This is a genomic window from Pseudoalteromonas sp. MBR-15 (assembly GCF_053628915.1).
In genome coordinates this window covers 25,812-38,352 of record NZ_JBRJHH010000016.1, presented here as the reverse complement: position 1 = coordinate 38,352, position 12,541 = coordinate 25,812, and the positions used below count along the sequence as shown (strand labels likewise).

Genomic DNA, 12,541 nt, shown 5'->3' with positions numbered 1-12,541 from the left:
CGCTTGCTTTAGGGTCTTTGGTGCTCGTTAATTACTTAGAGCTCACTTTAATTTTCTCAATTAAATCCTTCGCTTTAACGTTTTCATCCAAAGCAAAGTCGAGCTGCACGAGGACATTTTTATAGCCTGATTCAGTTGGCGCGTATTGCCATTTTTTTAGTGCGCGCTTAGCCTCTCGGTTAAATACATCTTCAGGCTCAGCACTCACAACACTGATATTGCTGGTGGCCCCGCTGGGTGAAATGTCGTATTTCAATACAACTGAACCGCTTATTCCTTGCTCTACTGCCTGCACTGGATAGATAGGCTCTACACGCATCACAGCTTGGTAGTCTTTTTCTTTCTCTGCATTCACAGGCTGTTTTGCAATTGCAAAGCTACTAAGCATACCGGCCGCAAAAATAACAAGCGCTGTTTTTGCAATAAACGAGCTATTATCGAGTTGTTTAATTTGGTTGAGTCTTTGTAACATGGTGTTTTTATCTCCGTATTGTGAGTAAGCCATGAGTCCCACGGTGCTAAAGCTTGCACAATGAACTAATGCCTTGCTGTATAGAATTCGCTGTTCCGTTGATTTATCTTTTAGTACGTGTTCATCGCATGAAAGCTCTTGCAATCGACGCAGGCTTGCATAGCCCAACCAGGCGAGTGGGTTAAACCAAATTAACAAGGTGCCCATGAGCGCCAACGCGTTAATTAAATTATCTTTACGATGAATATGGACACACTCATGCTCCAAAATAAGGGCTAAAGCATGCTGGTCGTAATTAATGTTGTAATTAGATGGCAGGACTAATTTGGTTTTTATCAGCCCAATGACTAAGGGTGAACTGACTTTTTCACTTTGATAAAAACGTAATCCTTTATAGTTGTCATTAGGGGTCGCTATTGGCTTTAATTTTAAGCGAGTGAGAAACTGATAATGAAAGTACACGGCACAGAGCATAAGTGTAATTGTTATTAGGCTATAAATAGCGAACCAGCTCAGTGATAGCTGTGGCGTCACTGGATTAGATGGGGTAATGGTAAACTGACTAATGAACTGATTGTGTATTGGTTTTAAATGATCAGGCAAATTTGCCAACATTAAACACGCAGGGAGTAATGCCCATAACGCATAAACAAGGCGAGCAGATACGTGGCTGAGGAGCTTTCGCTCAAGAAGGATAAGAAATAAAATAGCGCAAGAGATAAAGAGTTGCTGCTCTAATAGCCAATTAAAAAACGTTTCGAACATGACATCACCTTACTTTTGCTGCTTTTCCCAATCATTAATGACTTTTTTAAGCTCATCAATGTCGTTTTGAGAAAGTTGTTCAGACTTTGCAAAGCCGCTAACCAGCGGGGCTATACGGCCATTAAAGAATCGTTCAACAAAGCTTTGGCTTTCTTTTAGTGTGTACTCTTCACGCGCAATGCAAGGCGTGTAGTTATACAGTCGCCCTTGTTTTTCAAAGCTGAGTGCGCCTTTTTTAACTAAGCGGCTGAGTAAGGTTTTTATGGTTTTTTCGTGCCACTCTTTATCGTCACTCAAACGCTCAATAACTTGGCTGGCTGTCGCAGGATAATCGAGCCACACGGCATCTAATACTTCGAATTCTGCTTTTGAAAGTTCAATCATTTTATTGCCTACAGGTGTAATCTTTAATTAAAGATTACACCTGTAGTCAAATAATGCAAACTTTATTTGTTAGATGATGTCTGTTTTTTCGATACGGGTTGTTTGCCCTTCTGCAAGGCCGAGCTGTTCGATAGATAAATTGGCAATTTCAATTCTATAAAGATCAATAACCTTGTAGCCACAATAGTGCGCCATTTTGCGAATTTGACGGTTAAGCCCTTGCCTTAAGGTAATCATAAACTGCTGCTCATTTACTTGCGTTACTTCACACGGAAGAGTGATGTGTTTATCGACAGGCACGCCATGTGCCATTGTTTGGCAGAAGCTGTGATTTAACGGTTTATCGACCGTGACCAGATAGCGTTTTGGCTGATGAAAGTCTGGGTGGATTAATTGGTTACAAAACTCACCATCATTGGTCAGTATTAACAGTCCGCGGGAGTCTTTATCTAAGCGGCCAATGGGGTAAACGCGGGTTTCGTTCGGTAAAAAATGGATAAGGCTCTGTGCATCGCTACGATTGAGTTTGCAATCAATGCCTACGGGTTTATGGTATGCAAAATAAACCATTGGTGCTTTTCCTGTGATCGTCTGTCCTTCAACAATCACTTCATCTTCGTCGTTTACATGGTCAATATGATTTGCAGCTTGGCCATTAACCCTTACAACGCCTTGGTCAATTAAGCGTGAGGCTTGTTTACGAGAGCATATGCCAGCATGAGCAATATATTTAGCAAGCCGTACTTTTTCTACCATGGATGATTTTTGCACAATTAATTTGATCACAGTATACCAAATTCACGTATAGATAACTCTATACACAAAGAGGATTTCACATGGCGATTAAGTTATCTGAACTTGCAGCGCACCAACCACTGCAAAAAGTTATTGTGCACTCATTGGAAATGGCACTTTATCAAGTGTCTGTGGTTATCAATAATGTGGAGTACTATGTTACTGACGAGAAAGGCGAGTTTATCCGTGATTTGAGCCCGCTGCATATTCAAAAGCGACTTGATCATTTGAGCTATGGTGAGATGGTGTTACGTCATACCAGTGCGTACGATGAAATGTGTGGCCAGCCAGAAAAACTTGCAAGCAACATGCTAGAAGTCCCATACGGAAAAAATCATTTATACTGAATACGTTAAATGCTTATACTGAGTCATAACATTTATAGGTATGCTATGTATCAATTAAAAAGTGATGACTCGGTAGAGCTAAACGATGAGCTAAGGGCGCATGTTGTTGCATTTAATAAGCAGCACTTTAATGCTGAACGTGTGCCGTTAGGTTTTAAATACGTGAATAAAAAGTGTGATACTGTTGCGGGTATTCATGGTTATGTATTTGGTAACTGGCTGCTGATAAGTTGGCTGTGGTGCGACGACTTTACACGAGGTAAAGGGCTTGCAACGCGTTTGCTCCATGAGTTAGAAACCAAAGCTATTGCGCTTGGGGCAACGGTCGCTCAACTCGATACGCTTGATTTCCAAGCTAAACCTTTCTACGAAAAAAACGGCTACCAAGTGGTGTACCAAATGGCAAATTACCCACTCAACGGCTGCCGTTATTTTATGGAAAAAAAGCTGTAGTTATACCAATCCGCAAAAATACTTAATCATTTTGAGTGATCAAACCAGTCGCTACCTGCGTTAAAAATTTCTGATTTAGAACAACTAAATAACTAAATTTTTGCCTTGTTATCAACGCGGTTTTATTGCCTCAAAATAGACCACTTAATTAAGCGGAATGGTATTATTTTGCTTTTAGTACATTTTCTTCGCTAAAGGTGATCCCCAAAAACGGCGTAGTCTCAGGTGCGAGCATAAACGTGCGTATATTCATGTGATCTTGGCCGTCAGGGTGTTTAACAACATCTTCACGGTAAAACGCGCCAAAACAATCGAGGGTGTTTTGTTTGCTGAGTTGATTTAGTTTGGCAAACGCGAAGATTTTACATGATCCATTATTCTCATTGGCTGAACTAATTAGTCCGTGATTATTGAAACCACTGGGCGTAAAGTCATAATGACGATCAATTACCGCCATTGTATCGGTAAACTCGATTAAATGGGGGGTTTCAGCTAATTTTTGTAAGAAGTCATTGAGTGTCATGTTTCGTCCTTAATAAATAGTCTTTGTTAACTCTAACTCATCCAGTTGCTGATTGATATTAAACTTAAATTTCTCTAAAAAGTTCATACCAAGTAGGCCGAAGCCCGTGTGATTGTTGATAACCAAAATATCAAAATCATCAACTTTTTGCTGGCCTATGCGAAACGATTGTACTCGATAGCGTTGTGCTTCAATGAGCCCATTCGCCGTATTTACGTGTAAGGTGTCAATATAGCGGGCCGGTTCGCTGAGTGTATTCAATAGCGCTTGGTCAATAACGGTAAAGCTTGCTCCCGTATCAATCATGAGCGTGGCCTCAATCTCATTATTAATAACGCTACTAACAAGGTAATGCGCCCCTCGGGGAGTTAATTTCACTTTCTCAACGCCTGCCAAAGCATGCTGTATTTTTTGCTTAAGTTGATCGGATTGTGTTTTAAAAGCATGGTTATCAGGTAACTGCTCTAAACTTATTTGACTCGCCACATAGTCACCTAAGTGGTAGTAAGCCAATGCATGAATATATAAGTAGTAGGCATGATAGGGCGCGTATTCTAACCATTGCTGGCTGTGTTCGAGCAATTGCTGCCAATGTTGTGTGTTAATTAAGTGATTGCTGTGTAAAGTAGTGAGCTCTTCTATTTGCTGAGTGAGGTCACTGTGCGGATTACTGTCTAATTGATCACTTAGCGCCATCAAATTAACAATACCCTGTTGTACATAACCTTGATTAATTAACCGTTTTGCATCGAGCTTTAACATGGCGGCATCGTATGGATGACTGTTTAAAAAGGCGCTTAGAAATTGCTCGCTGATATGCTCGTGCTGCTCTAGCAGCCATGTTTCAACGGTTTGTTGCCATGCATGTTTAAGTTGCTGTGCGTATTGCGGTGAATTGTCCTTGAGCTGCGTGTATGCGGCAACAGCCTTATCGAATTGTTGTTTATTAAACAATGTGATGGCGTGCTCAAATAGCTTAGGTTGAACAGCGCTATTAACCTGAGTTGCTGTAAATTGCTGTTTATCTGCTATCACCGCGGTCTCTTGACGACTGAGCTGCCAAAAAAAGTAGCCATTAATGCTTAATGAGCACAGTAGTAAAAGTTTCAGCAGAGTATTCATTTATTTTGCCTAAAAATCTCAACGATTAGAGGGTTACTTTAGCAACAACCGAGACCGTGTAAAAATAGTTACTCTTTAATTAAGTGATTTAATGCAAAAATATCTTCAATTTCAATATCCGCCAGCCCTTTGTATTGATAATTAGTCGCTTGATTATTTAACCAAACACTCTGACAGCCCGCATTATTAGCGCCTTGTACGTCAGTGTCTAAGCTATCACCAATATGCAAAATTTCACTGTGAGCGACATTTAATAACTGCGCTGCGTTATTAAATAAAGCAGCGTGAGGCTTTGCTTTACCATGTGGGCCTGCTTGAAGCACTAACTCAAACACCCCATTTAGATTAAACTTTTCAACCTCGACATTGCCATTAGTAATCGCGATTAAGCGAAAATGCCTGCCAAGCTTTTCAAGTAATTCAAGCACATCATCAGCAACGGTTATTTGGCTACGAGCATCTGCAAAGGCCTGATATGCTTGTTCGGCATGGTGCTTGGCAAGGTCGTGTTCAAAGCCAAGATCCTGCATTGCATATAACAGGGCTGCTTGTCGCCAACGAGTGACATCGTCAACCAAGGTTGCGTCTTGTTTTAATGCATTATCGCGACATGTCAGCCAGTAGTTCATACTGTCGGCAGGCCATTGCTCAATATTTGCTAAGTAGTCAGCTTGGGCTTGTAAGGCTGATTTTATGATTGGATGATTGTTGTATAAGGTGTCATCTAAATCAAAACTTAGAACAGAAACGGGCGATAAGGCACGATTAAATCGGATCATAATTACAGGGTTACTCGGGTGTTGAGCGCTTTTTAGCGCGTGGGTGGGTGTTGTCGTATACTTTGGCTAAATGTTGAAAATCAAGGTGTGTATAAACTTGAGTCGCAGACAAACTAGTGTGTCCCAATAACTCTTGTACAGCACGCAGGTCACCCGACGATTCTAAAATATGTGATGCAAATGAATGACGTAACTTGTGCGGATGTACTTGTGAGCTGATACCTTGCTTGATCCCCCACTCTTGCATGCGCAACCGTACATGACGTATTGAAATACGTTTCTTTTGGCTGCTGACGAATATGGCTATTTCATCAGGGTGTGCAAATTGTGGGCGAATTTTTAGCCATGCTTTTAACGCACTTAACGCTTTACTCCCCACGGGCAGTAAACGCTCTTTGTTGCCCTTACCCCGTACTAAAATTTCGCCTTCTCGGGGATTGATATCTTGTATGTTGGCACCAACTAACTCGCTAATACGCAAGCCCGATGAGTACATTAACTCCATCATCGCTTTATCACGAATAGCGAGAGGATCGTCATCGGGTAATTCTAGCAATTTTGCCATTTGATCAACGTCTAAATTTTTCGGCAAGGGTTTTGAGAATTTAGGCCCTTTAATAGCTTCAGCAGGGTTATGGTAATGTGCCTGATTGGCAATGTTCTTTGCTTTTAAAAATTTATACAAGCTGCGAATACAGCTGAGCTTTAAACTAATGGTGCGGCCACTTAACTGTTTACTGCGCAGCTGCATACTGTAGCGGCGAATATGCTCACCTTGAACCGTAAACCAGTTCTCACTGAGCTTACTAAAATATAAAGCGGCAAAGCCGAGCTGGCTGGTGTATTGGTTTATGGTGTGTACCGAATATTGTTTTTCGTAACGTAAGTAGTCAGCAAAAAGCTGGATGGGCGTACGCCATGCATCGCTTAATTCATTAAGGTCTGGCGTTGTTACGTCGCTCATGCAAGTTCCAATAACCGTAGCTGTAATGAGCGAACGAACTCAAGCACAAAAAAACTGTCTTTAGCGGGTTCAAAGTGGTTAACATCATCACTGCCAAACGCCAAAATAGCGACAGGGTGGTTGCTATTTCCAATCAAATACAAGGCAGTCGATTGGGTTGATTCTGAAAATAATAAATCGCGTTCTTGCTGATTCACTCGTCCTAAGTAGATGCCGTCATTTTGTAAACGGTGAGCAATTAAATCATCGTATTTTTTTTCATACTTTACTAACTGACATTCATTGATTAGCGGGTTTGTGCAAATAATATTGCGCAGATTATTTGCCAGCGTTTTGAAGTCGTAGTTAGTCCACAGTTGGCGATGGCATTCGCTAAACAAACGATGAATCAATTCATTTTCTTTTGCTTGTGCAACTAACTGCTCAATTTTATTTTTTAATAAGGTGTTGTGTTCACGCAACTGACGCTGCTGAATGTGCACTAATGATGTCGCAGCAGCCGTTTGCTGTTGCAACTCAAGTGTCGCAAGAACATCTGGATTATTTATTAAAAAGTCGGGATGTGCTTTTAAATACTCAGCTACATGTTGTTCTGTTAGTTTACTCATAATGCCACTTGTCCGTCGAATACATGCTCTGCAGGGCCTGTCATTCTTACTGGATGACCTTCACCTTGCCAGCGCACTTGTAAGCTTCCTCCTGGTAAGTCAACTTGTACAGTGCTTGCCAGTTTACTTTGTATTTGACCAATCACCACCGCTGCGCACGCCCCTGTACCACAGGCTAATGTTTCATTTACGCCTCGCTCCCACACTCTTAGTTTTATGTGGTCTTGTGAAATAACCTGCATAAATCCTACATTTGCGCGCTGTGGAAAGCGTTCATGGTTTTCAAGTAGTGGGCCTAAGGTTGCGACTTCTGCGGTTTGAATGTCGTCGACTTCTAACACGCAGTGCGGATTCCCCATCGACACGGCACCGCTAAAAATGGTGTGCTCTTCAGTGCGAATAATGTAAGTTAACTCGCGTTTACTTGCCTTGAGAGGAATTTTGTTTGGCTCAAAGACTGGGTGGCCCATGTTTACGGTTACTTGACCATCTTTTTCTATGTATAAGGTTAAGTTTCCCGACTTGGTTGATACGGTAATTTTATGTTTGTTGGTCAAGCCTTTCATGCGCACAAAACGCGCAAAACAGCGAGCACCATTGCCACATTGTTCCACTTCGTTGCCGTCAGCATTAAAAATACGATAGTGAAAATCTAAATCAGGAGAGTAAGGGGCTTCAACCATAAGTAATTGATCGAAGCCGATACCAAAGTGGCGATCTGCCAGTTTCTTTATTTGATCACGTGACAAGAAAACATTCTGCGTGATGTTATCAATAACAACAAAGTCGTTACCTAGGCCGTGCATTTTTGAGAAATTAACTAACATAGCGCTCTAATTCGGATTTGCTCTGAGCTAATCATGCCACAGAGCAGGGCGGTTATAAAAACGTTTATGGTAAAATTTTCTCACCTTGCCAAAGGCTTTCTAAGGTTTCACGTTGGCGGATTAAGTGGCTTTGCTTGCCATCGACCATGATCTCAGCGACGCGTGGACGTGAGTTGTAATTTGAGCTCATGGTAAAGCCGTATGCACCAGCACTGCGTTGCGCCAGTAGGTCACCAGCATGTAGCGCAAGCTCACGGTCTTTTCCTAAAAAGTCACCCGTTTCACACACTGGGCCAACAATGTCGTAGTTTTGACGTGGCGTGCCATCTTCGCGCGGTTCGACAGGCACAATTTTTTGCCATGCTTGGTAAAGAGATGGGCGCAGCATATCGTTCATACCGGCATCAACAATGGCAAAATATTTGTCTTGATTTTGTTTAATAAACTCAACTTTGGTCACTAAAATACCCGCATTAGCTGCAATGGCTCGACCGGGCTCAAAAATAAGCTCTAAGTCTTGATAATTAGCTAAGCGAGATGTGATTTTATCAACGTATTCACTTGGGTGAGGCGGTGTTTCACCATTATAAGGCACGCCTAATCCTCCACCAATATCTAGGTGGGTAAGTGTGATATTCACGGCTTTTAATTCTTCGATTAAGGTCAGCACTTTTTCCAGAGCCGCTAAGAAAGGCTTAATTTCTGTAAGCTGTGAGCCAATGTGACAGTCAACCCCAGTAATGTTTAAGCCTGGAAGCGATGCTGCATATTGATAAACGCTGACCGCTGTTTGAATATCAATGCCAAATTTATTTTCTTTTAAACCGGTTGAGATATACGGGTGTGTTTTGGCATCGATATCCGGGTTCACGCGAATCGAGATAGGTGCAACACGGTTTAGTGAAGTTGCTACTTCTGATATACGGTCTAGCTCAGCAACCGACTCAACGTTAAAACACTTGATCCCCAATTCAAGCGCGTAGGCAATTTCGTCAGCAGTTTTTGCAACGCCAGAAAATACCACTTTACTGGCATCGCCACCGGCTGCAATAACGCGAGCTAACTCGCCTTTAGAAACAATGTCAAAACCAGAGCCTAAGCGCGCTAAAATATTTAATACAGCAATGTTTGAATTCGCTTTAACGGCGTAACAGACTAAACTTTTGTGTGATTTAGCTGCCTCGGCGAAAGCGAGATAATGGCGCTCAAAGGTTTTACGTGAATAGATATAGCAGGGCGTACCGTATTGGTCGGCAAGCTCTTTGACAGCGATGTCTTCAGCGAACAGCTGATTATTATTGTAGTTAAAAAAGTCCATCTATTGGTCCTGTTTTTGCTCTGGTTGTTCGGATGGATCAGCCTGTGGCTGAGATTCTGCTGGCTTTGCAGTATCATCTGGAAGATAAAGCGCACCGCTTTGTCCACAGCCCACCAGAGTGAGCATAAGTAGGGCACTAAGAGGTAAAATTGTTTTAAATTTTTGGCTATGAGTCTCTTTCATTAGATTAATACGGTTGCTGGCTTTATAATCGCAGAGTAACAGAATATTTAAAAAATGCAGCTATTCGCGGATGAATTTATTCCTGTTACACTTGATGTACACAATCTGCCTCCAGATCTAGGCTTAAAGCCCGTTAAAGGACACTAAAATGACTGATCATGAATACCACACACTAGCCGATGCGTTGATGCTAACAATTGAAGAGCAAATCGATGAATGTGATGCTGATTTAGACTACGAGTCTGCATCAGGTATTTTAGAAATCATCTTCCCAGATCGCAGCAAAATAGTGATCAATAAACAAGCGCCATTGCACCAAGTGTGGGTGGCAACTAAATTCAATGGTCATCACTTTGAATTGCGAGACGATAAGTGGATTGATAATCGTTCTGGTGCTGAGTTCTGGCAATTTATGTGCGATGCGGCTACGCGCCAAGCGGGTCAACCAATCGAGTGGCGTTCTGAGTTATGAGTTTAGGGTTTGTAGAATACCCCGCGCAAGGTGAGCATAAGGCAACCGTTATTTGGTTGCATGGCTTGGGTGACTCGGGGGAAGGGTTTGCCCCTGTTGCTCCGCAGTTAGCGATACCGAAAGAGCTCGGTGTGCGGTTTGTGTTTCCTCATGCGCCAGTGCAACCGGTCACCATTAATGGGGGCATGGCGATGCGCTCATGGTACGACATTAAATCGATGGATTTAGATAAGCGTGCCGACGAACAAGGCGTACGAGAGTCTGCTGCTAAAGTGGCTGAGCTCATTGATCAAGAAATAGCGAAAGGCATCCCCGCGAGTAAAATTATTTTAGCAGGGTTTTCGCAAGGGGGAGTCGTGTCACTGCATTTGGCTCCACGTCTTGATTATAAGTTAGCAGGTGTCATGGCGTTATCAACGTATATGTGCGCACCCGATAAGTTGGCTGACGAAGCTAAGCAACAGGCGTTAAATATATTTATGGCGCATGGGCGTATGGATGATGTTGTACCGCATAGCGCGGGCAGGCAAGCATTTGACGTACTGAGCGCAAATAACATGGAAGTTAGCTGGCAAGACTATCCGATGGCACATCAGGTGTGTGGTGAAGAACTGATGGCTATTCGAGCGTGGTTAATTGCTCGCTTAAGTTAATTTTTGGTTGTGAAGAGGCCAACATGACAAACAAACTTGTAATAACAGCAAATATGAATTCGGCGGAGCCTGCAAGCACATCACCCACAGCGGTAACGTACCAATGGCATTGGCGACGTATTTTTATGTTCAGTGGCGTGATTTTAGTGGCCCTGGCGACTGTAATATACAGCTTCGTAGGTGCTGTGAGTGCTGAGCAAAGTGAACAAGATGAGCCGCACACTGAGTTGACTACCGCTGTATTACAAGCTCCTGATAATAATCTTGCAGCAGAGCACGTTAACGAGAACACAGAGGACAGTGCAGAGCAGCCCGATGTGAATACCCCTGACCTTGTGCCTAATAGTGTGGCCAATGAGCCAGAAACTGAGTCTCTCAAGCCCAAAACACACGTACAATCACTTGACACCGTTACTTCGCAAGACACTCAATTACCGGCTAAAACGACCACAGACAGTGAAGCGAAGCCTGAAAATAACGATGAACAGCAGCTCGCTTTAGCACCTAATAATAAAGTGCAGCAGTTTTCACAATCAGCTCATGTTGCCAGCGTGGCCATTGGCGCTAAAATAGATACAGATAAAGTAAGCCGTGCGGTATTAACCACCGATGTTGTTGATCGAGAACCAGTCAATGTTCTAAAAAACGATGTAAGATTAGCGGACATTACGCATAGTTTGAGCTTCTTTAGTGAGCTTAGAAATATGCAAGGGCAAACGGTTCGTCATCAATGGTATTACCAAGATGAGCAGCTAGCCTCTATTGAATTAGCAGTAAGCAGTCCGCGTTATCGCACTTACTCGACAAAAAATATTATGCCAGAACAGCTTGGTGAGTGGCGTGTTGAAGTCGTTGACGCACAAGGCACTTTACTTGCACAAAAAGAATTTAGAATTTTAGCTGATTAAGTTCAGCCAGATAAATAATTGGATTTTTCATGACACAGACAATCAAACGCGTTCGAATTGCCACTCGTAAAAGTGCGCTAGCGCTATGGCAAGCAGAATTTGTAAAAGCCCAACTTGAACACTTTCATGACGATGTGACAGTTGAACTCGTTCCAATGTCAACGCAAGGCGATATTATTCTTGATACCCCTTTGGCTAAAATTGGCGGTAAAGGCTTATTTGTAAAAGAACTTGAGCAAGCGATGCTTGACGGCCGCGCTGATATTGCTGTTCATTCAATGAAAGATGTACCGGTTGAGTTCCCTGAAGGGTTAGCGTTGCATACGATTTGTGAGCGTGAAGACCCACGAGACGCATTTGTATCAAACAACTTTAAGAGTTTAGATGCGTTACCACAGGGTGCAATCGTCGGTACGTCAAGTTTACGCCGTCAATGTCAAATTCGAGAAGCGCGACCAGACTTAGATATCCGTGATTTACGCGGTAATGTGAATACTCGCCTAGCGAAACTCGATGATGGCCAATACGATGCAATTATCCTTGCCGCTGCAGGTTTAATTCGCCTTGAAATGCCAGAACGAATCACTGCGTTCATCGAGCCAGAAGTCTCTTTACCTGCAAATGGTCAAGGTGCAGTTGGTATCGAATGCCGTATTGATGACGAAGTAACTAAAGCGTTACTGGCTCCGCTTGAGCATACAGAAACGCGTATTCGTGTTAATGCCGAACGCGCTATGAATCGCCGCTTAGAAGGCGGTTGTCAGGTGCCAATTGGTGCTTTTGCACTCGTGAATGATGATCACGTTTATTTGCGTGGTTTAGTTGGCGCGGTTGATGGTAGTCAAATGCTGCGCGACGACGTTACAGGCCCAGTAGCTGATGCTGAGAAGTTAGGCATTGAACTCGCTGAAAAGTTATTGGCGCAAGGTGCAGACAAAATTTTAGCTGACGTATACAGAGACGCGTAA

Annotated in this window: 17 protein-coding genes; 6 read left to right on the top strand and 11 right to left on the bottom strand. The window is 42.8% G+C overall.

Features of this window, described 5'->3' with window-relative positions:
- Window positions 1–31: 31 nt before the first annotated feature.
- The 3 genes from ACSSVW_RS17990 to ACSSVW_RS17980 form a co-directional block, all read right to left on the bottom strand.
- Window positions 32–1,237 carry a M56 family metallopeptidase gene (locus ACSSVW_RS17990; protein WP_036974406.1) on the bottom strand — a complete coding sequence of 402 codons (1,206 nt, stop codon included), beginning with the start codon at window positions 1,235–1,237 and terminating at the stop codon, window positions 32–34.
- Window positions 1,238–1,246: 9 nt separating this feature from the next.
- Window positions 1,247–1,621, bottom strand: coding sequence for a BlaI/MecI/CopY family transcriptional regulator (locus ACSSVW_RS17985; RefSeq protein ID WP_036974407.1), 375 nt, complete (start codon window positions 1,619–1,621; stop codon window positions 1,247–1,249).
- Between the two features lie 69 nt (window positions 1,622–1,690).
- Window positions 1,691–2,377 carry a pseudouridine synthase gene (locus ACSSVW_RS17980; protein WP_421419785.1) on the bottom strand — a complete coding sequence of 229 codons (687 nt, stop codon included), beginning with the start codon at window positions 2,375–2,377 and terminating at the stop codon, window positions 1,691–1,693.
- Between the two features lie 80 nt (window positions 2,378–2,457).
- Here ACSSVW_RS17980 and ACSSVW_RS17975 point away from each other — a divergent pair, with 80 nt between their 5' ends.
- On the top strand, window positions 2,458–2,763 hold the full coding sequence (locus ACSSVW_RS17975) for a DUF6482 family protein (protein WP_036974408.1): 306 nt from the start codon (window positions 2,458–2,460) through the stop codon (window positions 2,761–2,763).
- 45 nt (window positions 2,764–2,808) lie between these two features.
- The gene (locus ACSSVW_RS17970; protein WP_065978881.1) at window positions 2,809–3,216 is read left to right on the top strand and encodes a GNAT family N-acetyltransferase; all 408 of its coding nucleotides are present in this window, start codon (window positions 2,809–2,811) and stop codon (window positions 3,214–3,216) included.
- Between the two features lie 163 nt (window positions 3,217–3,379).
- Here ACSSVW_RS17970 and ACSSVW_RS17965 read toward each other — a convergent pair whose 3' ends face one another.
- The 8 genes from ACSSVW_RS17965 to lptM form a co-directional block, all read right to left on the bottom strand.
- Window positions 3,380–3,739 (bottom strand): HopJ type III effector protein, encoded by a 360-nt coding sequence (locus ACSSVW_RS17965; RefSeq protein WP_074989623.1) that lies wholly within the window; start codon window positions 3,737–3,739, stop codon window positions 3,380–3,382.
- Window positions 3,740–3,748: 9 nt separating this feature from the next.
- Window positions 3,749–4,861, bottom strand: a complete 1,113-nt coding sequence (locus tag ACSSVW_RS17960) for a retropepsin-like aspartic protease family protein (RefSeq protein ID WP_454179856.1) — start codon at window positions 4,859–4,861, stop codon at window positions 3,749–3,751.
- 68 nt (window positions 4,862–4,929) lie between these two features.
- Window positions 4,930–5,640, bottom strand: a complete 711-nt coding sequence (locus tag ACSSVW_RS17955) for an HAD-IA family hydrolase (protein WP_036974411.1) — start codon at window positions 5,638–5,640, stop codon at window positions 4,930–4,932.
- A gap of 10 nt (window positions 5,641–5,650) precedes the next feature.
- Window positions 5,651–6,604, bottom strand: coding sequence for a tyrosine recombinase XerC (locus ACSSVW_RS17950; protein ID WP_065978885.1), 954 nt, complete (start codon window positions 6,602–6,604; stop codon window positions 5,651–5,653).
- Window positions 6,601–7,212: a DUF484 family protein gene (locus tag ACSSVW_RS17945; RefSeq protein ID WP_036974415.1), complete on the bottom strand. Its 612-nt coding sequence runs from the start codon at window positions 7,210–7,212 to the stop codon at window positions 6,601–6,603. The genes ACSSVW_RS17950 and ACSSVW_RS17945 overlap by 4 nt, the downstream gene beginning before the upstream one ends.
- Entirely contained in the window at window positions 7,209–8,039 is an 831-nt protein-coding gene (gene dapF, locus ACSSVW_RS17940) for a diaminopimelate epimerase (RefSeq protein WP_036974416.1), read from the bottom strand. The genes ACSSVW_RS17945 and dapF overlap by 4 nt, the downstream gene beginning before the upstream one ends.
- A gap of 64 nt (window positions 8,040–8,103) precedes the next feature.
- A complete protein-coding gene (gene lysA, locus ACSSVW_RS17935) occupies window positions 8,104–9,357 on the bottom strand; it encodes a diaminopimelate decarboxylase (RefSeq protein WP_065978886.1) in 1,254 nt (417 codons plus the stop codon).
- Complete coding sequence (gene lptM / locus ACSSVW_RS17930; RefSeq protein ID WP_036974419.1) at window positions 9,358–9,540, bottom strand: LPS translocon maturation chaperone LptM; 183 nt, start codon at window positions 9,538–9,540, stop codon at window positions 9,358–9,360.
- A gap of 148 nt (window positions 9,541–9,688) precedes the next feature.
- On the opposite strand from lptM, the gene cyaY reads away from it, so the two are divergent.
- From cyaY to hemC, 4 genes are read left to right on the top strand one after another with little or no spacing between them, the layout of a single operon-like run.
- Complete coding sequence (gene cyaY, locus ACSSVW_RS17925; protein ID WP_036974421.1) at window positions 9,689–10,012, top strand: iron donor protein CyaY; 324 nt, start codon at window positions 9,689–9,691, stop codon at window positions 10,010–10,012.
- The gene (locus tag ACSSVW_RS17920) at window positions 10,009–10,665 is read left to right on the top strand and encodes an alpha/beta hydrolase (RefSeq protein WP_075594389.1); all 657 of its coding nucleotides are present in this window, start codon (window positions 10,009–10,011) and stop codon (window positions 10,663–10,665) included. Before cyaY ends, ACSSVW_RS17920 begins: the two co-directional genes overlap by 4 nt.
- Window positions 10,666–10,688: 23 nt before the next feature.
- Window positions 10,689–11,573, top strand: a complete 885-nt coding sequence (locus ACSSVW_RS17915; protein WP_036974464.1) for a DUF2914 domain-containing protein — start codon at window positions 10,689–10,691, stop codon at window positions 11,571–11,573.
- Window positions 11,574–11,602: 29 nt separating this feature from the next.
- Window positions 11,603–12,541: a hydroxymethylbilane synthase gene (gene hemC, locus ACSSVW_RS17910; RefSeq protein WP_036974425.1), complete on the top strand. Its 939-nt coding sequence runs from the start codon at window positions 11,603–11,605 to the stop codon at window positions 12,539–12,541.

Coding starts and splice junctions, on each gene's coding strand:
- ACSSVW_RS17985 (WP_036974407.1), bottom strand. CDS start 1,621: ATGATTGAACTTTCAAAAGCAGAATTCGAAGTATTAGATGCCGTGTGG.
- lysA (WP_065978886.1), bottom strand. CDS start 9,357: ATGGACTTTTTTAACTACAATAATAATCAGCTGTTCGCTGAAGACATC.
- ACSSVW_RS17960 (WP_454179856.1), bottom strand. CDS start 4,861: ATGAATACTCTGCTGAAACTTTTACTACTGTGCTCATTAAGCATTAAT.
- hemC (WP_036974425.1), top strand. CDS start 11,603: ATGACACAGACAATCAAACGCGTTCGAATTGCCACTCGTAAAAGTGCG.
- ACSSVW_RS17965 (WP_074989623.1), bottom strand. CDS start 3,739: ATGACACTCAATGACTTCTTACAAAAATTAGCTGAAACCCCCCATTTA.
- dapF (WP_036974416.1), bottom strand. CDS start 8,039: ATGTTAGTTAATTTCTCAAAAATGCACGGCCTAGGTAACGACTTTGTT.
- ACSSVW_RS17915 (WP_036974464.1), top strand. CDS start 10,689: ATGACAAACAAACTTGTAATAACAGCAAATATGAATTCGGCGGAGCCT.
- lptM (WP_036974419.1), bottom strand. CDS start 9,540: ATGAAAGAGACTCATAGCCAAAAATTTAAAACAATTTTACCTCTTAGT.
- ACSSVW_RS17950 (WP_065978885.1), bottom strand. CDS start 6,604: ATGAGCGACGTAACAACGCCAGACCTTAATGAATTAAGCGATGCATGG.
- ACSSVW_RS17945 (WP_036974415.1), bottom strand. CDS start 7,212: ATGAGTAAACTAACAGAACAACATGTAGCTGAGTATTTAAAAGCACAT.
- ACSSVW_RS17955 (WP_036974411.1), bottom strand. CDS start 5,640: ATGATCCGATTTAATCGTGCCTTATCGCCCGTTTCTGTTCTAAGTTTT.
- ACSSVW_RS17975 (WP_036974408.1), top strand. CDS start 2,458: ATGGCGATTAAGTTATCTGAACTTGCAGCGCACCAACCACTGCAAAAA.
- ACSSVW_RS17970 (WP_065978881.1), top strand. CDS start 2,809: ATGTATCAATTAAAAAGTGATGACTCGGTAGAGCTAAACGATGAGCTA.
- ACSSVW_RS17980 (WP_421419785.1), bottom strand. CDS start 2,377: ATGGTAGAAAAAGTACGGCTTGCTAAATATATTGCTCATGCTGGCATA.
- ACSSVW_RS17990 (WP_036974406.1), bottom strand. CDS start 1,237: ATGTTCGAAACGTTTTTTAATTGGCTATTAGAGCAGCAACTCTTTATC.
- ACSSVW_RS17920 (WP_075594389.1), top strand. CDS start 10,009: ATGAGTTTAGGGTTTGTAGAATACCCCGCGCAAGGTGAGCATAAGGCA.
- cyaY (WP_036974421.1), top strand. CDS start 9,689: ATGACTGATCATGAATACCACACACTAGCCGATGCGTTGATGCTAACA.